27 protein-coding genes are annotated in these 25,229 nt (G+C 63.3%); 20 read left to right on the plus strand and 7 right to left on the minus strand.

What is annotated here, in order from left to right:
• Positions 1 to 39: 39 nt before the first annotated feature.
• From ACN6KF_RS29730 to ACN6KF_RS29760, 7 genes are all read left to right on the plus strand, one after another.
• Entirely contained in the window at positions 40 to 918 is an 879-nt protein-coding gene (locus tag ACN6KF_RS29730) for a CoA transferase subunit A (RefSeq protein WP_434960482.1), read from the plus strand.
• 11 nt (positions 919 to 929) lie between these two features.
• Positions 930 to 1,730, plus strand: a complete 801-nt coding sequence (locus ACN6KF_RS29735; RefSeq protein WP_434960483.1) for a CoA-transferase subunit beta — start codon at positions 930 to 932, stop codon at positions 1,728 to 1,730.
• A 58-nt stretch (positions 1,731 to 1,788) separates the two neighbouring features.
• Positions 1,789 to 2,997, plus strand: coding sequence for an acyl-CoA dehydrogenase family protein (locus tag ACN6KF_RS29740; RefSeq protein ID WP_434960484.1), 1,209 nt, complete (start codon positions 1,789 to 1,791; stop codon positions 2,995 to 2,997).
• Positions 2,998 to 3,012: 15 nt separating this feature from the next.
• Entirely contained in the window at positions 3,013 to 4,083 is a 1,071-nt protein-coding gene (locus ACN6KF_RS29745; protein ID WP_434960485.1) for a phosphotransferase, read from the plus strand.
• Positions 4,084 to 4,095: 12 nt separating this feature from the next.
• Positions 4,096 to 4,866, plus strand: coding sequence for an SDR family NAD(P)-dependent oxidoreductase (locus ACN6KF_RS29750; protein ID WP_434960486.1), 771 nt, complete (start codon positions 4,096 to 4,098; stop codon positions 4,864 to 4,866).
• A 180-nt stretch (positions 4,867 to 5,046) separates the two neighbouring features.
• Entirely contained in the window at positions 5,047 to 6,252 is a 1,206-nt protein-coding gene (locus tag ACN6KF_RS29755; RefSeq protein WP_434960487.1) for an acetyl-CoA C-acyltransferase, read from the plus strand.
• A 19-nt stretch (positions 6,253 to 6,271) separates the two neighbouring features.
• Positions 6,272 to 6,865 carry a VOC family protein gene (locus tag ACN6KF_RS29760; protein WP_434960488.1) on the plus strand — a complete coding sequence of 198 codons (594 nt, stop codon included), beginning with the start codon at positions 6,272 to 6,274 and terminating at the stop codon, positions 6,863 to 6,865.
• 39 nt (positions 6,866 to 6,904) lie between these two features.
• Here the strand turns inward: ACN6KF_RS29760 and ACN6KF_RS29765 are convergent, their stop codons facing one another.
• The 5 genes from ACN6KF_RS29765 to ACN6KF_RS29785 all read right to left on the minus strand — a co-directional run bounded on the left by ACN6KF_RS29765 (position 6,905) and on the right by ACN6KF_RS29785 (position 11,006).
• Positions 6,905 to 7,648, minus strand: coding sequence for a TetR/AcrR family transcriptional regulator (locus tag ACN6KF_RS29765; RefSeq protein WP_434960489.1), 744 nt, complete (start codon positions 7,646 to 7,648; stop codon positions 6,905 to 6,907).
• Positions 7,649 to 7,832: 184 nt separating this feature from the next.
• Positions 7,833 to 8,723, minus strand: a complete 891-nt coding sequence (locus ACN6KF_RS29770; RefSeq protein ID WP_434960490.1) for an SDR family NAD(P)-dependent oxidoreductase — start codon at positions 8,721 to 8,723, stop codon at positions 7,833 to 7,835.
• A complete protein-coding gene (locus ACN6KF_RS29775) occupies positions 8,720 to 9,598 on the minus strand; it encodes an SDR family NAD(P)-dependent oxidoreductase (RefSeq protein WP_434960491.1) in 879 nt (292 codons plus the stop codon). Before ACN6KF_RS29775 ends, ACN6KF_RS29770 begins: the two co-directional genes overlap by 4 nt.
• 18 nt (positions 9,599 to 9,616) lie before the next feature.
• A complete protein-coding gene (locus ACN6KF_RS29780; RefSeq protein WP_434960492.1) occupies positions 9,617 to 10,135 on the minus strand; it encodes a nuclear transport factor 2 family protein in 519 nt (172 codons plus the stop codon).
• A 103-nt stretch (positions 10,136 to 10,238) separates the two neighbouring features.
• Complete coding sequence (locus tag ACN6KF_RS29785) at positions 10,239 to 11,006, minus strand: SDR family NAD(P)-dependent oxidoreductase (protein ID WP_434960493.1); 768 nt, start codon at positions 11,004 to 11,006, stop codon at positions 10,239 to 10,241.
• Positions 11,007 to 11,212: 206 nt separating this feature from the next.
• Between ACN6KF_RS29785 and ACN6KF_RS29790 the strand changes: the two genes are divergently transcribed.
• The 10 genes from ACN6KF_RS29790 to ACN6KF_RS29835 all read left to right on the plus strand — a co-directional run bounded on the left by ACN6KF_RS29790 (position 11,213) and on the right by ACN6KF_RS29835 (position 19,891).
• Positions 11,213 to 12,355, plus strand: coding sequence for an acyl-CoA dehydrogenase family protein (locus ACN6KF_RS29790; RefSeq protein ID WP_434960494.1), 1,143 nt, complete (start codon positions 11,213 to 11,215; stop codon positions 12,353 to 12,355).
• On the plus strand, positions 12,352 to 13,527 hold the full coding sequence (locus ACN6KF_RS29795; RefSeq protein WP_434960495.1) for an acyl-CoA dehydrogenase family protein: 1,176 nt from the start codon (positions 12,352 to 12,354) through the stop codon (positions 13,525 to 13,527). The genes ACN6KF_RS29790 and ACN6KF_RS29795 overlap by 4 nt, the downstream gene beginning before the upstream one ends.
• Positions 13,528 to 13,582: 55 nt before the next feature.
• Complete coding sequence (locus ACN6KF_RS29800) at positions 13,583 to 14,119, plus strand: nuclear transport factor 2 family protein (RefSeq protein WP_434960496.1); 537 nt, start codon at positions 13,583 to 13,585, stop codon at positions 14,117 to 14,119.
• Between the two features lie 26 nt (positions 14,120 to 14,145).
• Complete coding sequence (locus ACN6KF_RS29805) at positions 14,146 to 14,910, plus strand: SDR family NAD(P)-dependent oxidoreductase (RefSeq protein ID WP_434960497.1); 765 nt, start codon at positions 14,146 to 14,148, stop codon at positions 14,908 to 14,910.
• Between the two features lie 112 nt (positions 14,911 to 15,022).
• Complete coding sequence (locus ACN6KF_RS29810; RefSeq protein ID WP_434960498.1) at positions 15,023 to 16,090, plus strand: NAD(P)H-dependent flavin oxidoreductase; 1,068 nt, start codon at positions 15,023 to 15,025, stop codon at positions 16,088 to 16,090.
• Between the two features lie 13 nt (positions 16,091 to 16,103).
• On the plus strand, positions 16,104 to 16,862 hold the full coding sequence (locus ACN6KF_RS29815) for an enoyl-CoA hydratase family protein (RefSeq protein ID WP_434960499.1): 759 nt from the start codon (positions 16,104 to 16,106) through the stop codon (positions 16,860 to 16,862).
• Positions 16,863 to 16,884: 22 nt separating this feature from the next.
• Positions 16,885 to 17,685, plus strand: a complete 801-nt coding sequence (locus tag ACN6KF_RS29820) for an SDR family oxidoreductase (RefSeq protein ID WP_434960500.1) — start codon at positions 16,885 to 16,887, stop codon at positions 17,683 to 17,685.
• A 2-nt stretch (positions 17,686 to 17,687) separates the two neighbouring features.
• Positions 17,688 to 18,146: a MaoC family dehydratase gene (locus ACN6KF_RS29825; protein WP_434960501.1), complete on the plus strand. Its 459-nt coding sequence runs from the start codon at positions 17,688 to 17,690 to the stop codon at positions 18,144 to 18,146.
• Positions 18,147 to 18,174: 28 nt separating this feature from the next.
• On the plus strand, positions 18,175 to 18,792 hold the full coding sequence (locus ACN6KF_RS29830) for a nuclear transport factor 2 family protein (RefSeq protein ID WP_434960502.1): 618 nt from the start codon (positions 18,175 to 18,177) through the stop codon (positions 18,790 to 18,792).
• Complete coding sequence (locus ACN6KF_RS29835; RefSeq protein ID WP_434960503.1) at positions 18,773 to 19,891, plus strand: NADH:flavin oxidoreductase; 1,119 nt, start codon at positions 18,773 to 18,775, stop codon at positions 19,889 to 19,891. The genes ACN6KF_RS29830 and ACN6KF_RS29835 overlap by 20 nt, the downstream gene beginning before the upstream one ends.
• 108 nt (positions 19,892 to 19,999) lie before the next feature.
• Here ACN6KF_RS29835 and ACN6KF_RS29840 read toward each other — a convergent pair whose 3' ends face one another.
• Entirely contained in the window at positions 20,000 to 21,064 is a 1,065-nt protein-coding gene (locus tag ACN6KF_RS29840) for a helix-turn-helix transcriptional regulator (RefSeq protein WP_434960504.1), read from the minus strand.
• Positions 21,065 to 21,467: 403 nt separating this feature from the next.
• Positions 21,468 to 22,631 carry an ABC transporter substrate-binding protein gene (locus ACN6KF_RS29845; protein ID WP_434960505.1) on the minus strand — a complete coding sequence of 388 codons (1,164 nt, stop codon included), beginning with the start codon at positions 22,629 to 22,631 and terminating at the stop codon, positions 21,468 to 21,470.
• A gap of 281 nt (positions 22,632 to 22,912) precedes the next feature.
• Here ACN6KF_RS29845 and ACN6KF_RS29850 point away from each other — a divergent pair, with 281 nt between their 5' ends.
• The 3 genes from ACN6KF_RS29850 to ACN6KF_RS29860 are packed head-to-tail and all read left to right on the plus strand — an operon-like array spanning position 22,913 to position 25,160.
• Positions 22,913 to 23,824, plus strand: a complete 912-nt coding sequence (locus ACN6KF_RS29850; RefSeq protein WP_434960506.1) for an NAD-dependent epimerase/dehydratase family protein — start codon at positions 22,913 to 22,915, stop codon at positions 23,822 to 23,824.
• Positions 23,821 to 24,258: a nuclear transport factor 2 family protein gene (locus ACN6KF_RS29855; RefSeq protein ID WP_434960507.1), complete on the plus strand. Its 438-nt coding sequence runs from the start codon at positions 23,821 to 23,823 to the stop codon at positions 24,256 to 24,258. The genes ACN6KF_RS29850 and ACN6KF_RS29855 overlap by 4 nt, the downstream gene beginning before the upstream one ends.
• A 32-nt stretch (positions 24,259 to 24,290) precedes the next feature.
• A complete protein-coding gene (locus ACN6KF_RS29860) occupies positions 24,291 to 25,160 on the plus strand; it encodes an SDR family NAD(P)-dependent oxidoreductase (RefSeq protein WP_434960508.1) in 870 nt (289 codons plus the stop codon).
• Positions 25,161 to 25,229 lie beyond the last annotated feature (69 nt).

Genomic DNA, 25,229 nt, shown 5'->3' on the forward strand with positions numbered 1-25,229 from the left:
CGTGCCGAACCCATTCAAGACCAGACGGAATAGGACATTATGAACAAGCAGATGGACCTGGCAACGGCAGTCGGCCAGCTCAGCAGCGGCATGACGATCGGCATCGGCGGTTGGGGACCGCGGCGCAAGCCCATGGCGCTCGTGCGCGAGATCCTGCGCTCCGATCTCAAGGATCTGACGCTGGTCGCCTATGGCGGGCCGGAGATCGGCATGCTGTGCGCGGCTGGCAAGGTCCGGAAGCTGATCTACGGCTTCGTATCGCTCGATGCCATGCCGATCGAACCCTATTTCCGCAAGGCCCGCGAGGCGGGTGCCGTCGAGGTCTCGGAACTGGACGAGGGTCTGCTGCTGCTCGGGCTGCAGGCAGCGGGCCATAATCTACCCTTCGCGGCGACGCGCGTCGGACTCGGCTCTGGCGTCATGACCTATAATCCGCATTTCAGGACGGTGAAATCGCCCTATGACGATGGCGAGGTATTGCTGGCGATGCCGGCAATCAGGCTCGATGCCGCCTTGATCCATGCCAGCCGGGCCGACCGGCTGGGCAACACCCAGACCGATGGTCCCGACCCGTTCTTCGATGGCCTGTTCGCGCGCGCGGCGGACAGGGTGTTCGTGACCAGCGAAGTGCTGGTCGACCGCATCGATGCCGACCATTCGCACACGGCCAGGTCGAACCTGTTCGAGCGCTGCCTCGTGAACGGCGTGATAGAGGCGCCGCTCGGTGCGCATCCGACCGCTTCGCACGATGCCTATGGCTGGGACATGGGCCACCTGAAGAGCTATGCCGCATCGGCCGGCGAAGAGGGAGGCTGGCAGCGTTATTTCGAGCAATATCTGAAGAGCGACGAGGCCGGCTACATCGCGAGCGTGGGCGGCGAGGCCGAGATCCGCGCTTTGCCGCTCCCCATTTTCTGATCGGATACGATATGACGACCGCACAAGACTATACACTGGCAGACCTGGTCATCGTGGCTGCCGCACAGGCCTGGCAGGGCGATGGCGAAGTGCTCGCCACCGGTATCGGCCCGTTGCCGCGCCTGGCTGCCGGCCTTGCGAAACTGACCTTTGCGCCGGGCCTCATGCTGACGGATGGCGAGGCCTATCTCGTCGAGGATCCCGTGCCGCTGGGGCCGCGCGGTGACTATCAGCCGAAATTCTCGGGCTGGATGCCCTATTCGCGCGTGTTCGACAGTGTCTGGAGCGGGCGCCGCCATGCCATGGTCACACCCGTCCAGGTCGACCGCTTCGGCCAGGGCAACATCTCCGCGCTTGGCGGCGATTTTCGCAAGCCCAAGGTCGCCATGCTCGGTGTCCGCGGATTCCCGGGTAATTCGATCTGTCACAAGAACTCGATGTTCCTGCCCAACCACAGCAAGCGCACCTTCGTCGAAGGAGAGGTCGACGTGGTGGCGAGCGTCGGCCACAACCCGCGCAACTGGCCGGAGGGCGCCAAACCGATAGATGTCAAGCTCGGCCTTGTCGTCACGGATCTTTGCGTGTTCGATTTCAATGGTCCCGGCCACACCGCGCGGGTGCTGTCACTGCATCCCGGCGTGACCTTCCAGCAGGTGCAGGAGGCCACCGGCTTTCCATTGTTGCCTGACGAAGGCCTGACGACGACGCCGGCCCCCACCCCGGAGCAATTGGCGATCATCGGCCGGCTCGATCCGCACAATATCCGGTCTGGGGTCCTGAAGGGCAACCCGCCGGGCGTACGGGCAGCCTAAGACGGCCGCCACCGGCGATCGGACCGGCGGCGCCGCGCCAACCAGCGGCGGATGCGAGATGGATTTCGATTACAGCACCAGGACCAAGGACCTGCTCGACAGGCTCAATGCCTTCATGGACGAGCATGTCTATCCCAATGAGCGACGCTATCATCAGGAGGTCGAGGCCGACCGCTGGGGGCATCCGCCCGTGCTCGATGAACTCAAGGCCAAGGCGAGGGCGGCTGGGTTGTGGAACCTGTTCCTGCCGGATTCAGAGCATGGCGCAGACCTGAGCAACACCGAATACGCGCCGCTTTGCGAGGTGATGGGACGCGTGCATTTCTCGTCCCAGATCTTCAATTGCTCGGCGCCGGACACCGGCAATATCGAGACGATCGAACGCTACGGCACCGAGGAACAGAAGGCGCGCTGGCTGCCTGGCATGCTCGAGGGTACGCTACGTTCGGCTTTCGCCATGACCGAGCCGGATGTTGCCTCCAGCGATGCCACCAATATTCAAAGCTCGATCGTCCGCAGCGGCGGTGACTATGTCGTCAACGGCCGCAAATGGTGGATCTCCGGTGTCGGCGATCCGCACTGCCGGCTGCTGATCTTCATGGGCAAGACCGATCCGAGCGCACCCAGACACAAGCAGCAATCGATGATCCTGGTGCCGATGGATACGCCCGGCATCAAGGTACTCAGGCCGATGTCGGTGTTCGGCTATGACGATGCCCCGCACGGGCATATGGACATGATCTTCGAGAATGTGCGCGTGCCCGCGTCCAACATCCTTCTGGGCGAGGGGCGGGGCTTCGAGATTGCACAGGGTCGTCTTGGCCCGGGGCGCATTCATCATTGCATGCGCCTGATCGGACTGGCGGAGCGCTGCCTGGAATTGATGTGCCGGCGCGTCAACAGCCGCGTCGCCTTCGGCCGGCCGATCGGCGAGCAGTCGGTAACCCTGGAGCGCATCGCCGAATCACGCATCCTGATCGATCAGGCGCGGCTGCTGACGCTGAAGGCAGCGCATATGATGGATACGGTCGGCAACAAGGCGGCCAGGGCCGAGATCGGCATGATCAAGGTCGCAGCGCCCAACATGGCCTGCAAGGTTATCGATTGGGCGATCCAGGCGCATGGTGCCGCCGGGCTGTCGCAGGATTTCGTGCTGGCGAACTATTATGCCCATGCGCGCAAGCTGCGTTTCGCCGACGGTCCGGACGAGGTGCATCGCAACCAGATCGGGCGACTCGAGCTCGCCAAATATGCCGGCAACGGTTGAGCGGGAGGGCAGGTCATGGATGCCAGCCGCTTCGCCGGCACCGAGCCGCTTGCAGCCGAGAGCAGGATCGATCTCGCGCGGCTGCAAGCCTATCTGAAGGCTCATCTCGATGGATGCGGAGGCGAGCTGACGGTCGCGCGCTTCCGTGGCGGGCAATCCAATCCGACGATGCTGCTCAGCTTCGACGGGAAGCCTCGCCTGGTCTTGCGCAAGAAGCCGGACGGCAGGCTGCTGCCCTCGGCGCATGCTGTGGATCGCGAGTTTCGCGTGATCTCCGCGCTGCGCGACAGCGATGTGCCCGTGGCGCGAGCCAGACTGCTCTGCGACGACGACAGCCTCGTCGGCACCATGTTCTATGTCATGGATTTCGTCGAAGGCCGCTCGTTCTGGGCGCCTGCCTTGCCCGACCAGTCACCCGCCGAGCGCCAGGCGATCTATGGCGAGATGAACCGTATCGCGGCGGCACTTCACAAGATCGATCATGGGGCGATGGGGCTGGAGGATTTCGGCAAGCCGGGCGATTACGTCGCAAGGCAGGTGGCGCGCTGGACCAGGCAATACCGGGCCTCGCAGACCGGGACCATCGAGGCCATGGATCGGCTGATCGAATGGCTGCCCGACAATCTCCCGCCGCAGACGGGCACGTCGCTGATCCATGGCGATTTCCGGATCGACAATCTGATCTTCCATCCAACCGAGGCGCGCGTGCTCGCGGTCGTCGACTGGGAGTTGTCGACCCTGGGCGAGCCGATGGCGGATTTTGCCTATCACATGTTGACCTGGCATCTCCCCAACAAGCCCTATCGCGGCCTTGGCGATCTCGACATCCAAAGTCTCGGTATTCCGGACGAGCGGCGCTATCGCGACGCCTATCTTCGGACGACCGGCCAGCAGGGCGTGCCGGATCGGCATTGGTATGCCTATCTCGCCTACAGCCTGTTTCGCGTTGCGGCCATTCGCCAGGGCATCATGAAGCGCGTGGTCGAGGGCAATGCCGCGAGCGCCCACGCGCGCGAAGCCGGCGCATTGGCCCGGCCGGTGGCGGAATACGGTTGGCGTTACGCCGAACTGGCAATGAAATCCTGAAGGAGAAAGCGCATGAGCGGGCTCTATCCGGCGGCCGGAACCGCCATCGTCATAGGCGGCAGCGGCGGTGTTGGGGCCGAGATCTGCCGCGTGTTGGCACGTGATGGCTGCGATGTTGCCCTTACCTACCATACCAACCAGGCCAAGGCGGTCACATCTGCCCACGCCGTATCCGACGAGGGGCGGAAGGCCTCGATCCACAAGCTCAACATCGAGAATGCCGAGGCGACGCGTGGCTTCATCGACAGCGTGGCCGAGACGGGTGGCGGCATCCACACGGTGGTCTATGCCGCCGGCCCGTTGGTGCCGCTGATCCATCTGAGCAAGATCGAGCCGGAACAGATGCGTAAGCACCTCATGCATGATGCCTTCGGCTTCTTCAACGTCGTGCATTTCGCCATCCCGCATCTGCGCAAGACACAGGGCTCGATCGTCGCCTGCCAGAGTTCGGCGCAGTATCGCTTTGCGCCGGCCGACGGCCTGTCGGTCGTGCCCAAGGCCGCCGTGCAGGCGCTGATGAAGGGCGTGGCCAAGGAAGAAGGGCGCTTTGGCGTGCGCGCCAATGGCGTGGCGCTCGGCGTAATCGAGACCGGCCAGCACACGCAATTGAGCGAGCTTGGCTATATCGACGACAAATATATACAGGCTGCAGCGATGAACACGCCGCTGCGCCGCAACGGCAAGGCGATCGACATCGCCGAGGCCGTCACCTTCCTGGCTTCTAGCCGGGCTGGCTTTATTTCCGGCCAGGTCATCAATGTCGACGGCGGCTATCACGTCTGAGGATCCTTCACCGCTGGCAGAGCCGGACCGCACCGGTCGCTAGTCTTTTCAGACGATGTTCGTTCGCACCACCGCTCCTAGGCATGTTGTTGGAAAATAGCGGTTCCGGGCCCCGTTGATGGAAAAACTCACCGAAGCAACCCGGATCCCTGCCGAAAACAACTGTCCTGGAGCAATCCATTGCGCGAAGCCGTCATCGTTTCAGTCGCCCGCACTCCCATCGGCAAGGCTTTCCGCGGCGCCTTCAACGACACCGAGGCGCCGACGCTGTCGGGTCATGCCGTTCGTGAAGCAGTCAAGCGCGCCGGCATCGCCCCTCAAGCGGTGGAGGATGTCGTCATGGGATGCTCGGCCCAGCAGGGCACGCAGGGCTACAATATCGGGCGCCTTACGGCTGCCGCCGCCGGCCTGCCGGACAGCGTGCCAGGCATGTCGATCGATCGCATGTGTTCCTCGGGCCTGATGGCGGTGTCGATCGCGGCCAGGCAGATCATCGTCGACGGTATGGAAACCATCGTTGCCGGCGGAGTCGAATCGATCAGCCTGACCCAGAACAAGCACAAGAATGGCTATCGTGCCCGCTCGCAGGCCGTGATCGCCCAGTGGCCGCATATGTATATGACCATGATCGAAACCGCGGAGATCGTCGCCAGGAAATACGGCGTCAGCCGGGAGGCGCAGGATGAATTCGCGCTGACCAGCCAGCTGCGCACCGCCGCCGCGCATCAGGCCGGCCGTTTCGATGACGAGATCGTGCCGATGGCTTCACGCAAGATGGTAGTCAACAAGGAAACCAACGAGACCAGCTTCGAGGATGTCCTCCTTGCGCAGGACGAGGGCTTTCGGGCCGATACCAATCTGGAAGGGCTGGCCAAGCTCAAGCCGGTCTTCGCTGATGGCGACGTCATCAGGATCGGAGACTATGTGACCGCCGGCAACTCGTCGCAGCTTTCCGACGGGGCGGCGGCCCTGGTCGTCATGGAAGCGCGCCGCGCCGCCCAGCTCGGCCTGCAACCCCTGGGCGCCTATCGTGGCATGGCGGTGGCGGGCTGTGCGCCGGAGGAAATGGGGATCGGGCCGGTCCTGGCCGTGCCGAAGCTTCTGCACAGGCATGGCCTCAAGCTCGACGATATCGGCCTGTGGGAACTCAACGAGGCCTTTGCCAGCCAGGCCGTCTATTGCCGCGACACGCTCGGCATCGATCCGCAGAAGCTGAACGTCGATGGTGGCGCCATTGCCGTTGGCCATCCCTTCGGCATGACGGGTGCGCGTACCGCCGGCCATATCCTGATCGAGGGCCGCCGGCGCGGCGTGAAATACGGGGTGGTGACGATGTGCGTCGGTGGCGGCATGGGCGCGGCCGGCCTGTTCGAGATCTTCAACTGATGCTGGATCGGAGGCGGCGATGAGAGTGTCGGCAGCGGGACTCGAACCCATCCTGGGGCATGCCACGCAGCTCGGCTTCGTCGTACGCGATATCGAAAAGGCAATGCGCCATTGGATCGAGGTCTTCGGCGTCGGTCCCTTCCTTTTCATGCAGCGGGGCGTCAACCAACCCGTCGCCATCACTTATCATCGTGGCCTGCCCGTCGAGGTCGAGCTGCGGCTGGCCTTCGGCTATCTCGGCGACGTCCAGATCGAATTGATCGAGCAGACCAACGGCGCATCCTCGCCCTACAGAGATTTCCTGGATGCGGGCCGCGAGGGCCTGCAGCATCTGGGTTTTTGGGTGCACGATCATGCCGCCGCCACGGCCAGGGTGGAGGCGGCAGGCTATCGGCGCGACTATGAGATTCGCATTGCCGGCCAGGATCACGCGATCCTCTACTACAGATCACCGGAACTCTACGGGCCGATGCTGGAGATCGTGCCGCCGAAGTGGCGCCGGTCCCGCCAGGCGGTGCTGGATCATATCCGAGCCCATGAGGGGACCGACCCCATCATCCGATTTGACACCTATAGCAGCTTCATCCGTCAGGTTGGCGTGACATTCGACTGACGGGGCGGATGGCCTTTGGCCCCGCCGAGGCAGAAACGTTCATTTGACCAGCTTTTCCAGGGCGTCGATCTGCTGGCGCAGGCCGGCGATGGTCTGGCGTACCGCTTCGGCATCGCGTGGCCCATCCTCATGGGCGCGCAGGCCCGCCAACGCCATGTCGGCGATAATCTCGCCGATTTCGCGCGGGGTCTTCGAACCTGTCGGCGAATACCAACGCGAGGTCCAGTTGGCCATGCCGATGACAGCGAAAGCGGTGATCTTCGGATCGACGGCACGAAATTCGCCGCTGGCGATGCCATCGGCGATACAGCGTACATAGAAATCGTAGATATGGCGCCGCCCCTGGTTGTAGAGCGGGCCGAGGGCCTCGGGGATCTGCGTCTCCAGCCGCGAAACCAGGATGAAGCGAGCGCCTGACGACAGCCGGCGGACGACCCCGTCGACGACCGCCCGCCGAATGCGTTCGGTGGGCGCCAGACCGGGCTCGGACATCAGCTCCTGGAGACGGTGCGAGGGCGTGAGCGCTTCGGATTCGATCAGTGCCGCCAATATTTCCTCCTTGTTGCGGAAATAGTGGTAGACGGCGGAGCGGCCGAGCCCGAGAGCCTGGGCTATGTCGTTGATGCTGGTCTGGGCATAGCCCTTTGAATCGAAGAGTTCGGCGGCGATATCGATAAGCTGCTCTCGCACCAGTTCCTTGCGCGGATTGGTTGGGGTGCGTGCCGCGCCATCGCGGTCAAACGCCGTCTCGACACCATTGTCGCCCCTGTCCATCTGTGCCATTCGAACCACCCTGCTCACTGTCAGGCCTCCCCTTGTGCGGCGTGCAGCTTCCGCGCGCTTGCCAAATGGATCCGCGAGCTGAATCGCCGGCGGCCGGAAGGTCTTTCGATCGAGACTATAATACGGTTCCTGGAAGAGAGTGACAGTCGCGGAAACTGACTGATCGTAAGCACAGAAAAAGTCATCAGTGGTTCTTGTTCCTCGTCTCTGACAGCGGGTGGTAGAGAGGCGTGCCGAACAGGGGACGTCTCGTATCGGGGCGTCGGCCGTCGACATCGACGACGTCGTAGCGCTCGGCGAGTTCGGTCGAATAGAAGGTGCCTCCGCTCAGCGCCATCACATCGCCTTTCGAGACGATGGCAGCCAGCAGGCGGCCGATGAAGAACGGCGTTTCGATATGGGGCAGGTCGCCGGCTTGCGCGCCGATGACACCGCCGGCCTCGATGCCGGCAAGGGTGCGCTCCGTGCCGATCAGGCCAGGCCAGAGCGAGATCGCGGCGACGCCGAAGGGCTGCAGCTCGACGGCCATGTCATGGGCGAGCTTGTCCTGGCCGACCTTGCCCACGCCATAGGGCAGGGCATGGCGATAGACCTTGCCACCCGGGCCGGAAGTGTTGGCGATCAGCCCGGAACCCTGGCGGATCATGATGGGCGCCGCGAAATGGCTGGCGACGTAGCTCGATCGCAGGCCGACATCGATCATGTCGCGCCAAAGCGACAGGGGGCGTTCCCAGAACCTGCCGTCCGGCACAGCCCAGTCGGGCATGGCGAAGGCGTTGTTGACAAGAAGGTCGAGCCGGTTTTGCTCCGCGTCGACGCGCTGAAGAAGGGCGCGCGTCTGGGCATCGTCGAGATGGTCGCAGACGGCGGCGATACCGTCGCCGCCGGCCTGGCTCACCGCATCGGCGGTCTCGCGCACGGTGCCGCCCCAAGGACCGGTCGCCCGGCTGTCGCTGCGGCCGGTGCAGTAGACGGTAAAGCCGGCTTGCCCGAGCGCGACGGCGATGCCTCGCCCCAGGCCGCGGCTTGCGCCGGTGACGACGGCAACGGGGCGTGTCTGGGGCGAAATATTCATTTGGCAGGCCCCGCATAACCGAGGCCGAGTGGTTGCTGCCTGTCGGCGAGAATTTCCGCAAAGGCGCGGCCGACCGTCTCATAGCTCCAGTCGTCCTCCAATATCGGCTCGGCGATCAGGGGATGGGTCACGAAGGAAAGTTGTCGTCCGGCGATGCGCACCACCTGTCCGTTGATCCTGCTGCTGGCGTCGGACAGGAGGAAGCTCACGACGGGCGCATTGACCTCCGGATCGGGAAGGGTGGTGTAATGAACCTGCCGATTGGCGGCCTGCTCGGCCATGAGTGCCTTGTTCTGCGCCGCCATGGCCGTCTCCGCCAAGGGTGACAGTGCATTGACGCGTATGCCCGTGCCACGCAATTCCATGGCCCAGCTATAAGTCAAGGAGGCGACCGCGCCTTTCGTTGCGCCATACCCGCCAAGCCCGATATCGCCCGCCTGCGATCCAGACGCCACATTGACGATCGATCCGCTGGTGCCGACGGCGAGCATTCGCCGCGCGGCGTGGCTGGCGCAGGCAGCGGTGCCGACAAGGTTGATCTCGACCATTCGGCGCATGTCGGCCTCGGTCAGGTCAAGGACCCTGCCGGTGCGCAGGATGCCGGCATTGTTGACCAGGCCGGTCAAGGTGCCGAACGCATCGAGGCAGGCTTCAACAAGCGCCTCTGCGTAAGGCCAGGACGACACGTCGCCGGCATGCGCGATGGCTTTGCCACCGGCTCTCGTGATCGCCTCGGCCGTGGCCTGCGCCGCCTTGCCATCGACATCGTTGACAAGGATCGCGGCCCCGAGAGCCGCCGCATGGCGCGCATAGGCTGCTCCGAGGCCGGAGCCTGCTCCGGTGATGATCACCGCCTTGCCTGCAAGTGCTTGCATGTCACATCCCCCCGGCCATTATCGCGGCGGTTTCGCCGCCTCGGCGACGCCGTTCGACAGGAGATCGCGTGCCTCGGCCTGGCCATTCAGGAGACGGTTAGTGCGACGCTTGATGCGCCAGCCCGCGGCGGTACGGATCAGGTCCCAGCGGTTGGCGCCGGCCCTTTCGACCCGCCACCGGTCACCCTCGTGGATGTAGACGCAGGAATAGCCGGTTGCGACGGCGGTATCGCGGTCGATGGTGACATGCGGCATGGAGATCACATGCGCACAGCCCGCTGCGACATAGCCGATATGGGGTTCGATATCGACCAGAGAGCCGACCTTCTGAGCGCCGACCATGGGGGCCGCGCCAAAATCGAAGCTGCCATCTTCGGCCCATAGCGAAGCGGTGACTCCTCCCATCCGGCTGTCGACCGACGGGCCGTAGGTGGCCAGCAATTTGTTGATGGCAAGTTGGTCTTCCAAGGCCCGAATACGCGATTCCAAGGTTGAGAGGCGGTCTTCGGCTGAAACACGATCTTCGACTTGAGACATTCCGGCCTCCGGCTTTGCTTGAGGGACCATTGCTAACGAGGAAAGACGCAGCGGCATCGTTCGTTTGGAGGATGACGGCCGACGGTGATTTTCGCCGGCAGGGTCAACCCACGATCTGGGCCCCGTCGACCGCCAGCACGGCTCCCGTCACGAAACAGGCCTCGTCGGAGGCAAGATAGGCAAAGGCACTGGCGATATCCTCGGGCTCGCCGAATGTCTTGCCCGCGAGTTTGGGGGGCCGGACCGAGATGGCGGGATCCTGGTCTTCGATGGGCGCGAGGGCCGCTGCGATTTCGGTTCGGATACGGCCGGGGCAGATCGCGTTGAATCGCACGCCCCTCGGGGCATATTCGGCTGCCAGCGATTTGGTCATCGCGATAATTCCGGCCTTGGATGCTGCATAGGCTGCGGCATAGGCGATGCCCTGCAAGGCGGCGGTCGAGGCCGTGGAGACGACGTTGCCGTGCGCAGCGATCAGCGCCGGCAAGGCCTGCTGTACGATGTGAAGGACACTCGTCAGATTGACGTCGAGGACCTGGGACCATTCCTCGCCGGTCTGCTTGGCGAAATGGTCGCGCCGGTAGATGCCGGCATTGTTGATGAGGCAGTCGAGGCGCCCGTGGAGAGCCACGGCAGCGCTGATCATTTCCCGGGCCGAGGTGGTGTCGGATGCCTCGTAGAAGAGTGCATCGGCCCGCACGCCGAACCGCGAGCCCGCCTCGGCGCGAACCTGCATGGCCCCTTCCAGATTGCGGTCGGCGAGGATCACGTCGGCGCCTTCGCTGGCGAGGCGCAATGCGGTTGCCCGCCCGATGCCGGAAGCGGCGCCCGTGATCAGCACGGCCTTGTCGACGAAACGCTTCGGATTCATGGCCTTCTCCACTGCAGGGGCGGCGTTCTCACATCGGCCGCCGGTCCCAGCAGACCAGCCACGGGGCAGGTCGGGCATCCCACATTTGGACGATGCCGCTGGCCCTTGCCGCTGCCATTCGTCATGAATGAGCATGCGCCGCGGCACTCGAGATCGAGCCCGGCCCGGCGCACGAGACCGCCCAACACCTGCCCCCCAAGGACTGTATGTTCCTCCAATTCACACCCGACCAGCAGATGATCCGCGAGGAGGCCGAACGCTTCCTGCGCGAGGAATCGTCGTCCGAGGCCGTCAGGCGCGTCGTCGATGCCGGCGCCGGCCATGACGCCAGGCTCTGGCAGCGTATTTCACGCGAACTCGGCTGGTGTGCCATGGCTATCGGCGAAGACCGTGGCGGCCTGGGATTGGGACCCACCGAGGTCGCTATCCTGCAGGAACTCACCGGAGCGAGGCTTGCCTGTGTGCCATTCTGGTCGACGGTCTGCGTGGCGGTGCCGCTCCTGCAGTCGGCCGCGAGCGAGCCGGCCAAGGCTGAATATCTCGGGGCCATCGCAGCCGGTGAGATGGCCGCTACCGTTGCCTATGCCGACCTCGGCGCTGTCGAGGCCGCAGCGAATGCAGGGCTCAGGGCGCGGATCATTCCAGGTGGTTATCGCCTCGACGGCCGGATCGAACAGGTGATCGATCTCGAAGGGGCCGATCTCGTCCTGGCCCTGGCTGAGCTCGAGGACGGCACCACGGGGCTGTTCGCGCTGGGGCGCGATGAGGGCCAACGGGTCCAGCAGCATAAAGTGATCGATACGACACGCCCGATCGCCATGCTGGAGCTGGCCGGTGTCGAGGTTTCAGCGAGAGGCCGTATCGATGATGGCGGCGTCACCGACATGCAGCTTCGCTCGGCACTGGCCTTTGCCAATCTGGGCCTTGCGGCCGAGCAGGTCGGTGCCGCGCAAGGTGCTCTTGACGCAACGCTGGCCTATGTCGCCGGACGCGTGCAGTTCGGCCGAACCATCGCCTCCTTCCAGGCGATCAAGCATCGCTGCGCCAGGCTTGTCGTCGATATCGCCGAGGCACGCTCCCTGGTTTTCGGCGCTGCCCTCGCCCTGCAATCGGGAAGTGCCGTCGAGGCGGAGCGGGAGATCGCTGGCGCTCGTGTGCTCGCCACGCAAGTGCAATTCCTTGCCGCCGAGGAGGCCATCCAACTGCATGGCGGCGTCGGCTTCACCTGGGAGTACGACCCTCATCTTTATTTCAAGCGCGCCCAGGCGAGTGCGGCCCTGCTCGGCTCATCCGAGAGACAGCTCGATTGCATTGCCGCAGCACTTTTCGGTGACGGAGGCCGGTCATGAGCGATCTCGAGGGACTGCGCGCCGAGGTGCGCTCTTGGATGGCGAGCCATCTTTCGGGCCGGTTCGCCGAGCTGAAATATCGCGGCGGCTCCGGCGAGGGGGATGTGCTGCCGGAACTGCGCAAAGCGTGGGAGCGTGAACTGGCAACTGGTGGCTGGACCTGCCCTGGCTGGCCTTTGGTCCATGGTGGACGCGGGCTTTCGGTCGACGAACAGGTGGCCTTTCAAGAAGAGTATGGCCGCGCCGGCGGACCTGGCCGGATCGGGCATATCGGCGAGGGGCTGCTGGGGCCGACGCTGATCGCCTATGGGAGCGACGCGCAGAAGAAGCGTTTTCTTCCCGGCATTCTGAATGCCACCGAATTCTGGTGCCAAGGCTATTCAGAACCCAGCGCCGGCTCTGATTTCGGCAATATCAAAACCCGCGCCAGGCGCGATCCTGCCAGCGGGGATTGGATCGTGTCGGGACAGAAAATCTGGACCTCGCTCGCTCATCTGTCCGATTGGATCTTCGTGGTGGCGCGTTGCGAGGAAGGCTCGGTTGGGCGCAATGGCCTGATCTTCCTGCTCATGCGGCTCGACCAGCCCGGCATCGAGATCCATCCGATCCGCCAGATCAGCGGCGGTGCCGAATTCAACTCCGTGTTCTTCGATGGTGCCCGCGCCAGTCCCGAACATGTGGTCGGCCAGCCGGGCGACGGCTGGAAGATCGCCACGGCCCTGCTCGGCTTCGAGCGCGGGATCTCCACGCTCGGCCAGCAAATGAGCTTCCAGCAGGAACTCGATCTGATCATCGAACTGGCCAAGGAAAATGGCTCGGCCCGTATGCCTGCAATCAGGCAGCGCGTGGCAATGGCCTGGGTCGGTCTGCGCGCCATGCGCTATCTCGCCATGCGGGTCCACAGCGACGACCCGTCGGCGGCGACGCAGCGCGAAGCCCTCACCTACAAATATCAATGGTCGAACTGGCACCGCGATCTTGGGCGCCTCGCCATGGACGTCCTGCGCATGGATGCCAACCTCGTCGGCACCGATCCGCGCCGCGACCGCTTGCAGCAGATGTTCCTGTTTGCACGGGCTGACACGATCTATGGCGGCACCAACGAGATCCAGCTCAACATCATCGCCGAACAAGGGCTCGGCATGCCCAGGGAACCACGCGGCAACCTCTAGCGTGTTGCGGATCGGCGGGCGCGCAGCCTTGCCCTCGGCGGAAGGAAGGAACGGGATGGCCATTCGGGAGGCGGAGCCGGCGGAACTGGCTGCACGCGAGGCTTTGCGGCAATTGGTGACGGCCTATTCGCGCGCCATCGACCGGCGGGATTTCAACCTGCTGCGCAGCCTCTATCACGACGATGCCGTCGAGGACCACGGCGACATGTTTGCCGGTGGCCCTGGCGCCTATGTGGCTTTCGTCGAAAAGGCCCTGTCGACCTACGCTGCCACTGCCCATTACGTGGTCAATGCCAGCTTCGAGATAGCCGGCGACCGCGCCGAGGGCGAGGTCTACAAGATCAACTATCACCGTACCCACGGACCTAATGCCCATGAGGTGATCACCGGCAGCCGGAGCCTCGATCGCTACAGGCGCGATGATGGGCGTTGGCGCTTCGCCAGGCGCTCGATCACCCTCGACTGGTCGACCAAACGTGCCGTCGAGGCCGAGGCCTATGGCGATTTCGCCGCTGCCAGTCCGCCCGGCAGGCCGGGTGGCGATGATCCATCCTACACGATGCTGACACTTTTCGGCCGTCACGGCGGCTGATGCAGAAAATAGACAGGGAGGAAGACATGACCGACAACAGGCAGTTCACCGGCAAGATCGCCGTGGTGACGGGGGCCGGCAACGGCATCGGCCGGGCTGCGGCAATTGCCTATGCACAGGAGGGGGCCGATCTTGCCCTCCTCGACCGGGAGGCCGATGCGCTGGCCGAAACCGCCGAACTGGCCAGTGCGCACAAGGCGAAGATTCTGCCCCTGGTCGGTGACATGACGAACCAGGAAACGGTGGTCGACAGCTTTGCCCGTATCAAGCGCGAGATGGGAGCAGTCGACATCCTGCTCAACAATATCGGCCAGACCGCGCGCGAAAACTATTCCGAATTCTGGCAGGCCAAGCCCGAGACGCTGCAATTCGTGATCAACGTGTCGCTGATGACGACATTGATGTGCTCGCGGCAGGTGGTCGGTGACATGCGTGAGCGCCGTTCGGGCAAGATCGTCTCGATCTCATCGGACTCGGCCATGAATGGCGATATCGGTACCGTCGACTATGCCTCCGCCAAGGCCGGCGTGCTGGGCTTCACCCGTGCGCTCGCCCGGGAGCTGGGCCCCTTCAAGGTGAACGTCAATGCCGTCTGCCCCGGGCCGACCAATACGCGTGCCATGCAGCGCATTCCCAAGGATGCCTATGAGCGCGCGCGCAACATGATCCCCCTGGGCGAACTGAGCGAGCCGGAGGACATCGCCAATGCCGTAATCTTCCTGTCCAGCGAGAAGTCACGCTTCATCACCGGCCAGACGCTGATGGTCAATGGCGGGCGGGTCTTCTACTGATTTCCACGGTAGTTCATTCAGACGATGTTTCCGATTGTGCAATGCATCATCTGAAGTGAAGCAGCGCGGCCGCCCAGGGTGGTCGCTGCAATCGTACCAGAGAGAACCGATCATGAGCCTGCATACCGTCCTGTGCGAACGTCTGGGTTGCCGCTATCCGGTGGTGCAGACGGCCATGGGCTGGGTTGCCGATGCCGGCCTGGCCGCCGCCACCTGCAATGCCGGCGGTTTCGGTTTCTTCGCAGGAGCGACCGCCGAGCCGGGGAATGTCGAGAACCAGATCCTGGCCATCAAGGCGAAGACGGACCGCCCGTTCGGCGTCAACTTCCATATGTTTCAACCCAATGCCGAGGAAGTCATTGCGGCGGTCATCAAGCACAGGGTGCGCGCCGTCAGCTATGGCCGCGGCCCCGATGCCAAGGCCATCAAGCGGCTCAAGGATGCCGGCGTGGTCTGCATGCCCACCGTCGGCGCCGTCAAGCACGCGGTCAAGGCGGTCGAACTCGGGGCCGATATCGTCACCGTCCAGGGTGGCGAGGGCGGCGGCCACACCGGCGCGGTTCCGACGACCATCCTGCTGCCGCAGGTCCTCGATGCGGTAAGGGTGCCGGTGGTCGCCGCGGGAGGATTCTTCGATGGGCGTGGCCTTGCCGCCGCCCTCGGCTACGGGGCCGTCGGCATCGCCATGGGCACCCGCTTCCTGATGACCCGGGAATCTCCCGTGCCGCGCTCGGCGCTCGATCGCTATTTGGCGACCAAGGATCCGGCATTGATCCGTGTCACCACCGCGGTCGACGGCTTGCCGCAACGCTTCATCGAGAATGCCGAGATCCGGCGGCTGGAAAGCATGAGCCTGCCGACCAGGCTCGCCATGAGCTTGAAATATGCAAGCCAGTGGAGCCGGCAGAACGGTCTTGGCTTTGCCGGCATGGCCAAGCTTGCCTTCAAGGTGCTGTCGAGCGGGCAGAACAGCTTTGCCCAGACCGTTATGGCGCCCAACCTGCCGACACTGGTGCGACGGGGCATTGTGGACGGCAATGCAGAGATCGGCCTGCTGCCGTCTGGCCAGGCCGCAGCCATGATCGACAGGATCGAAAGCTGCGAAGAATTGATCGCCCGTATCGTGCGCGAGGCGCAGACCCGGCTCGATGCCATCTCGACACGCGTCGCCGCCAACTGACTGGAGAATTTCGATGAGCGAGCCATTCTGGATCCGGATCGAGGAGGGCATCGCCGAACTGGTGATCGAAAACGCGCCGGTGAATGCCCTCGACAGCGCTGGCTGGCGCGCGCTTGCGCAGGCGATCGACGGGCTCAACGCCAATCCGCAGGCTAGCGTGATTGTCATCCGCGCCGAAGGCCGGGGTTTTTGCGCCGGCGTCGACATCAAGGAGCTGCAAAAACACCCTGAGCGGATCCCCGAGGTCAATGCCGGCAATTGGGAGACCTTCCGTGCCGTGCACCGTGGCCTGAAGCCGGTGATCGTGGCTGCCCATGGCTACATCCTGGGTGGTGGCATCGGCATCTGCGGATCGGCCGACATCATCCTGTGCTCGCCCGACGCCACGTTCGGCGTGCCCGAGGTCGACCGGGGGGCCTTGGGAGCCGGGGCGCATCTGCAGCGCCTCTTCCCCGTTCAGAAGGTTCGGCAGATGTATTTCACCGGCGAGCCGATCGATGCGGCCGAGGCCTATCGCCTGGGCGCGGTGGAGAAGATCGTTCCGCGCGAAGATCTGCGTGCGGCGGCCCTTGATCTTGCCAGGAAGATCGCGGCCAAGAGCTCGGTGATGATCCGCCTCGCCAAGGAGGCACTGAACGGCATCGAGGATGGTGACCTGGAGCAGAAATACCGTTGGGAACAGGGTTTCACGGCACAGGCCTACCTCACCCGGGAGTCACAGAAGGCGCGCGACGCCTTCGTCGCCAAGCGCGATGCCGATTTCAAGAAATAGCCAATTCCAGGATGCCTAGGAAATGACCTCTGCCAATTCCATTCCAGTGCCTGCTTATGTGGCGGGCCATGGCCTGCTCAAGGGGCGTTCTGTGCTCATTACCGCCGCGGCCGGCGTCGGCATCGGCTTCGCCGCGGCCCGCAAGGCCATCGAGGAAGGCTGCCGCGCCATCATGATCTCCGACATTCATGAGCGCCGCCTTGCCGAAGCCGCCGAGAAACTGCGCCACTATTCGCCGAGCGTCGAAATCTACAGTCAGATTTGCAACGTCACCGATGAGCAGCAGGTCCAGGCTCTGGTCGATACCGCCGAGGACAAGCTCGGCGGCATCGACGTGCTCATCAACAATGCCGGCCTCGGCGGTCTCAAGCCGGTCATCGAGATGACGGATCAGGAATGGAACCTCGTGCTCGACGTTACCCTTACCGGCACCATGCGCATGACCCGGGCGGTGCTGAGGAAGATGCAGCCGCGCGGCCGCGGTGCCATCGTCAACAACGCCTCCGTGCTGGGTTGGCGCGCCCAGAAGGGCCAGTCGCATTATGCGGCCGCCAAGGCCGGGGTCATGGCTTTCACGCGCTGCTCGGCGGTGGAAGCGGCCGAATATGGCGTCCGCATCAATGCGGTTTCCCCCTCCATCGCCATGCATGACTTCCTCAAGCGCTCGGCGCCGCAGGAGCAGCTCGATGCCCTGGCGAGCCTGGAGGCCTTCGGCCGTGCGGCGGAGGTGTGGGAGATCGCCAATGTGATGATGTTCCTGGCCAGCGACTATGCCGGCTACATGGTCGGCGAGGTCATCTCCGTTTCCAGCCAGAGGGCGTGACGATGGGGTTTGTCTTCTCTTCGCCCGAGCAGGCGGTGGCGGCGATCGGTCGGCAGCTGGGGGAGACCGACTGGCTGACCATCGATCAGGAGCGTATCGACATGTTTGCCGATGCGACGGGCGATCACCAGTGGATCCATGTCGATGTCGAGAGAGCCAAGGACGGCCCGTTCGGCTGCACCGTGGCGCACGGCTATCTGACGTTCTCGCTCATCAATGCCTTCCTTCCCGACCTCTTCCGGGCTGAGGGCATGACCATGGCCATCAATTATGGCTGTGACCGGCTGCGTTTTCCCGCGCCCGTCCCAGTCAATTCGCGCGTGAGGGCAAGCGCCCAATTGATCAATGCCGAATTGCTGCCGGGCCATGCGGTGCAGACGACCTTGCGGGTGGCGGTGGAAATCAAAGGTACGGCAAAGCCCGGCTGTGTCGCCGACATCGCGGGCCGCTACTATTTCTGAGCCGCCATGCTGGAGACGGGAACAGGCCATGGATCAAACGATATTGGCGCGGCTCGATCGGCTGGAATCGCGCGAGGAGATCCGCCAGTTGATCTCCAAATATTCATTGGCACTCGACATGCGCGACATGAACGCGATGGCTTGCCTGTTCGTGCCCGACGTCAAGGTCGGCAGCCAGGGGCAGGGGCGCGTAGCCTTGCGGAATTGGCTGGACCAGACGATGCGCCAGCAATTCGAGGGCACGTCGCATCACGTTGGATCGACGATCATCGAGTTCATCGACACCGAGAACGCCGTCGGCATCGTTTATTCGAAGAACGAGCACGAATGCAGCGGCGAGTGGGTCATCATGCAGATGATGTATTACGACCACTATGAACGCCGCGACAGCCGCTGGTTGTTCCGCCGCCGCCAGCCGCTCTATTGGTACGCCACCGACCTCAACAAGCCTCCCACCGGTCCGCGCAAGATGCGCTGGCCTGATCGTGACGCCTATGACGGCTCCTTCCACGACCTGTTCCCGTCCTGGAAGGAGTTCTGGGCTCGCTCGACAGCGAAGGAAGGATTGCCGGAGCCCGCTCCGCTCGAGGCCTTCATTGAAACCATGCGCAGAGGCAATGAAGTCCGTGGCAATCGCGTGCGCTGACGGCATCATAAGGGATCGGCTGTTCGCGCCGTTCGCCATGGGAAACCTCGCGCTTGCCAATCGCATCGCGATGGCGCCGATGTCTCGCTATTTCTGTCTGGATGGTGTGCCGCACGACCAGGTAGCCGCCTATTACCGTCGGCGGGCCGAGAATGAGGTCGGGCTGATCATCACCGAGGCCACCTATATCGGCCATCCAACGGCGCCCAGCTACGAAGGTGTGCCCTGGTTTCACGGCGAGGCGGCGCTTGCCGGGTGGGCCAGGGTTTGCGCGGCCGTTCATGCCGTGGGCGGCAAGATCATTCCCCAGCTCTGGCATACGGGCAGCTTCCGCAATTCCTCCATGGGCCCCCAACCGGGCGTGCCCGGCGTGGGCCCATCGCAGAACCTCAATGCGTTTACCGGCCATCCCGAAGCGACGAGGCCAATGTCGCTTCAAGAGATCGCCGAGGTGATCGCAGCCTTTGCGGACGCGGCCGGCGCTGCTCGCAAAATCGGTTTCGACGGGATCGAGATCCATGGGGCGCATGGCTATCTGATCGACGAATTCCTATGGGGCACCTCCAATCGCCGTGTTGATCGCTATGGAGGAGACCGCCGAAACCGGACGCGTTTCGCCGTAGAGGTGGTCAAGGCCATCCGGGACCGCGTCGGGCCTGACCTTCCCATTTCGTTTCGCTACTCGCAATGGAAGCAGCAGGACTACAAGGCGAGATTGGCCGAGACGCCTGCCGAGCTTGCCGATATCCTCGAGCCGCTCGCCGCTGCCGGCGTCAGCCTGTTCCACTGCTCGACGCGGCGGCTGTGGGAACCCGCCTTTCCGGAGGAGGGCGACATGACGCTGGCCGGCTGGACCAGGAAAATAGCCGGCCTGCCCGTCATCGCCGTCGGCGGGGCGGGACTGGATCGAGCCGGCCTGAATGCGGCGAGGGCAGCTTCCCTGGCGCAGATCGAAAAGCCTCTCGAACGTGGTGAATTCGATATTCTGGCCGTCGGCCGGGCCTTGCTGGCCGACCCGGCCTGGGTGCGTAGGGTCAAGCAGGGCAGGGCGGAGCAGGGGCCGGGTTACACGTCGGATTTGCTAGACACGCTGATCTGAAACGATTGTGACACCGACGATCGCTTTCGTGCCATCTCGTGGAACGTAAAGCCGCCCTCCGGCAACCGGAGCGGCTTCCCTCTCGAAAATGACTGCGATCGGACCTCTTTACATGATTTGTCGGGGTTCGCCGAGAATGACGGCGCTGTTGAGGACCAGGCGAACGAGCTCGGACTGGCGCGTAATGCCGCTCTTGGAGAAGATCGACCGCAGATGCGCACGCGCCGTGTTCCGGCTGATATCCAGGGAACTGGCGGCATCTTCGAGCGAGAAACCGGCAGTGAGCTGACGCGTGACGGCGGCTTCCGCCGGCGTGAGATCGAAGATCTGCCGAACCAGCTCGCCTTCCACGCTGTGATTGGCCTCCTGGTCGCGGATATAGACAGCCACGGCCGAACTCGCCGCGGCGGCGCTGTCCTGGCTGCCGCGAATGGGGCGGACGATGACGCCGAGATTGCGCAGGCCGGACTGCTTGGTCAGCGACAGGCCGCGCGGGGCACTGCCTTGCCCCCGTTGAACGGGCTCCAGGGCGTCCTTGATGAGCTTCTGCAGATCCCGGTCTTCACCTGTCGAGTTTGCCCTCAGCCGATTGGCCCGCAGTTGGAGACCATCGCGGGCTTCCAGGACGCGTCGGGCCGTCTCGGACATGCGAATGACTTTGCCGGCATGGTCGAGGATGACGACACCGACATAGAGGCGGTCCATGACATGGGAGAACAATGTGCGCTCGACTTCCGATGTCCCCATCTTCCAGGTGGTCTCTACGCTGCGCACGATTTGCGACAGGAGAATCTCGCATACCGAGCTGGCATCGTCGTCGAAGCCTGCCGCCATGCGATCGCGAAACACCCAAAGCGTGTAGCGCACGGAACCGTCTTCGTTGAGAAGCGTGACGGACAATGGACGGCATCGTTCCGTCAGATAGGACAATTGCGCCGGCCGGCTCAGCAATGTGCCCGAGGCATCGGTCATGCGCTCGGCGATTTCGGTGAAGACGTAATAGGTCTCTTCCGTGCGGCTGCGATCGTCGATGACCAGGACAGTGGCGTAGGCGTCGAATTGCTGCCTGATCAATTCCAGGGAATGACGCAGCGGCTTGCCATTGAGAATGGCCTCGGACACCCCATTGAGGAAACGGCCAAATTCCACAATCGAACGGGCATGAAAGGTCATTCGAAACTCCCCGGATATGAATAGGCGTGCGCGCGTATGCTCGCGGCTCATGCCAGAGCATCGGCTGATAGGATGGTCGAGATTTGATTTTGCTCAGGCGGGCTGTGGGTCGGGTGGCGCAGGCGGGGAGAAGGAAAGCGGCCGGGTGCCGGTCCCAATCCGTGAGCCGGCCGGGCTCACGCAAAGTCCCTCTTGCGTGATCATTGCGCTTCCTCCCCGAATGCGAAATGACTATCTGACGACAATGTCATTAAATCAACGTACTGTCAAATTTAAAGGTAGTACGTTGATTTTTTGACGCAATGCAAAAAAGGCAAGAGGCATGTACCGCGCGCACAGAAAAGGGCCGGTCTTGCGCCCGGCCCTCCCACTTGGTCCTATCGCTATAGCTCCCGGTGTGTCGCTACGAACGGCAATCGGCTCGCTCGACCAGGCCATCCTCGCGGGGCTGATAGACGTTCTTCACTACCTTGATCGATTCGGGGGCCGGCAGGAAATGGCTCTTTGCGCTGGCCTGGATCGGCCCGATGAGCAAGTCGACCCTGGAGGCATTGTCCTGCAGCCATGCGGCAATGGCCTTGCCGTCGGAGGCACCCGAACCATTGATGGCGGCCGCGAGCACGAGTGGCTGGATGTAATAGGGAATGAGAGCCGAAGGGCCTCCCATGCGATCGATGTCGGCCACCTGCTGCCGGGCGCGCTGGGCGAATTTGGCGAAGGCAGAGGTGCCGACCTTGTCGCTCGGGCAATAGGTCATCCCGACGAACTGCACGCTGTAGACGTCGTTGAACAGGTCCTTGCCGCCGACTTCCGCGATACCGACGGCATAATTGGTCATGGTCTGGCTCGCAAAGACCGGTACGTTCCAGCCGATATCGGCACGATTTTCCAGGAGCTTGCGCGAGTCGTCGCTCAGCGAATTAATGAGCAGGATCGCCTCCGCTCCGGAATCGCGCATCTGGAACAATTGCGGGGTCATGTCTTCGGTGCGGAAGGCGAATTCCTGCACGGCGGTCGGCTCGACACCGCGAGACTTGAGATAAGCCACGATCTCGGCGATGGCCGCCTTGGACATGCCACCATTGTCCGAAATCAGGGCGAGCTTGTTGAGCTTGAGCACGTCGAGCGCATAGTCGATCGAGGGCCTCATCTGGTTGAGGCCCGTCACGGAACTCGAGAAATGAAACGGCCCGATTTCGGGCGTAAGCTGGGTCGACGCCGCCGTGGTGACCTGGGCAATATCCTTCTCCGTCGATACCGGGACGATGGGCATTGTCTCCTGGCTGGTGACGGGCCCGACCAGAATCTGCACCTTCTCGTTTTCGATCAGGCGGCGGGCCTCGCTGACGCCGTGGGTCGGGTCGGTCATCGTGTCGCCCAGCACCAGTTCCGCTTTCCTGCCGAGCACCCCTCCGGCGGCATTGATGTCTTCGATGGCAAGTTTCCAACCCATCTCCGCCGTCTTGCCGATGGGAGCGCCGCCTCCGGTAAGGGATAGAACCCCGCCCACCTTGAATGCCTCTTCGGCTCTGCCAGGGCTCGCCGGCAGTGTCAATGCTGACGTCATGGCCAGAGTTGCAACCAGATATCCGACCGTGGACCGGCCTTTTTGGACGTGCATATGCGTTTCCTCCGCTTGCTCCGTACGATAACCAGCCACAGCCCCTTGCCTAGGGCATCGTCCGCTTGGACGAGGAATTGTTGCACGTGCGAGAGCAGGTCGTCGGCGGGCAATCGATCACCGCGTCGGATTTTTGGACCCGATAGTCCAAATGGACGATTTCATGGATTGGGCACGGGTGCAGCCTGGCCTTCAATCAGGTCTCTTGAGCCGAGCGGGAAGATTCAGTGAAGATACTCATTGTCGGGGGAACAGGGATGATTGGCGGCCACGCCGCCTTCCATCTGGCGGCACTCGGGCATGAAGTCGTCCTGGCCGCGCGCAAGCCCGTGGCGACGCAATCCCTGCTGGCCGGATTTCCCGTGATCGTCGGCGATTATACGAGCGGAGGCATTGCGCTGGAGGACCTTGCCTCGTTCGACGCGATCCTGTTCGCTGCCGGCAATGATATCCGCCATGTCCCAAAGGAAGAGGACGAGAACGAGTTCTGGCGCCGCACCCAGATCGACGGCGTGCCCGCCTTTGCCGCTCTGGCCAAGAAGGCAGGCGTCAGGCGCCTGGTTCAGCTCGGCAGCTATTACCATCATGTCATGCCGCACCTGGCCGATACCAACGCCTATGTCCGGGCCCGTAAGCTCGCCGATGAACGTACCCGCGCCCTGGCGGGGTCGAGCTTCAATGTCTGCACCTTGAATCCGCCCTCCATTGTCGGGGCGATGCCCGGTGCTTCGGCGCGGCGCTATCAGACCCTGGTGAAATGGGCCGAGGGCGACATGCCGCAAATTCCCGATTTTGCACCAGCCGGCGGCACGAACTACATGTCCGTTCGCTCGCTTTGCCAGGCGATCGAGAGCGCGCTTGAACACGCCCAGCCCGGCAAGGCCTATCTTGTCGGCGATCAGAATCTGAGTTTTCGCGCCTTCTTCCAACTCGTCTTCGATGCGGTGGGAAGCGATCGGCGTCTCGAGGAACGCGATGAAGAACATCCCTTCCTGCCGGACGCATTCATCGTGCCGGGGCGGGGCAATGTCCTGGCCTATGAGCCGGATGCAGAGGAGACGAGGCTTTTGGGCTATGCGCGCGATGATGTGCGCGCGGCGATCCGGAGAATCGTCGAACAGGTCAAGCCTTCTGCATGAGCATGGACGACGCTGCAGCCGAGACGCTGGCGAGCGTCGAACTGCGCCTCTTGGCGGAGCGTTATGCCATGGCGGTCGATAGGGGTGACGGCGCGCTGTTTGCCGCCCAATTTACGCAAGGAGGTGTGCTGGTGACGCCGGCTGGCAGCTTTTCGGGGCGTGCCGAGCTCGCCACCGTGCCTGAAATCGTGAGAAGCCGCTATGAGCACACGCATCATGCCGTCGTCGGCATGGTTCCTGTGTTTGATGGTGATCGCGCCAATGCACAAACCTACTGCCATGCGCGCCATTTCTATCGCACCGGGGCCAGGGAACGGATGTGTTACGAGATGACCATCCGGTACGACGACGAATTCGAACGCGCGCGGGGGCGCTGGCTGCTTTCACGCCGAGCCCTGACGGTGGTGGCGGAGACCCGCTTTTCCGCGTGTTAACAAGCGGTTATTGCAGTGGGAGTGACCAAGGCATGATTTCCTCGGATGAGATGTCGATACTCGGGGTGAAGGATAAAGTCGCGGTGATCACGGGCGGCGGCGCCGGCATCGGGCGGGCCATTGCCGAGCTGTTCGCCCAGGCAGGCATGCGGCTGGCGGTCGCGGAGATCGATCCGCAGCGCGTGAAGGATGTTCGCCAGGCGCTGGAGGCGATGGGCTGCGACTGTCTCGTCGAGCAGTTCGACGTGCGCAAGAGCGCCGATGTTGCCTCTTTTTTCGGTCGGGTTCAGGAGCGCTTCGGGCGGCTCGACATAGTGGTCAACAATGTCGGAGATTATCTCGGCTTCAAATCGGAATTCGTGGATTCGTCCGAGACGGAATGGCAGGCACTTTATGAAGTCAACCTGCTGCATATGCTGATTGTGACCAAGGCCAGCATTCCGCTCCTGAAGATGAGCGGCGATGGCGGTAGTATCGTCAATGTCTCTACCATAGAGGCATTTCGCGGCATTCCTCTTTCCGTGGTCTATTCCGCCTTCAAGGCTGCGATTACCGGCTTTACGCAAAGTCTTGCGGTTGAACTCGGCCAACACGGCATACGCGTCAACGCCGTGGCGCCGGAAACCACCGATACGGCGCAGATCACCGCGACATCCAGAGTGCCGGCGGCAAACAAGGATCATCTCAAGCGCTGGTTCCCGATCGGCCGCTTCGGGACCCCTTCGGACTCGGCGGGGGCCGCCTTGTTCCTGGCTTCGGATCGGCTTTCGGGCTGGGTCAGCGGATCGACGATCGTCGTCGACGGGGGCGCTCTCACCGCCGGCGCCTGGATGCGTCTGCCGGACAATGGCTGGACGCATCTGCCCATTATTCTCTCCGACGGCTACACGGTGCCGGCATAAGATGCTTTCGACAGGGCCGGATGGCTGCAGAAGGTCTGCGCCTTCCCTGCGCGTCTTTGCGATTTGATT

Source organism: Labrys methylaminiphilus subsp. lupini (genome assembly GCF_051161885.1).
In the GTDB taxonomy this organism is placed as follows: domain Bacteria; phylum Pseudomonadota; class Alphaproteobacteria; order Rhizobiales; family Labraceae; genus Labrys.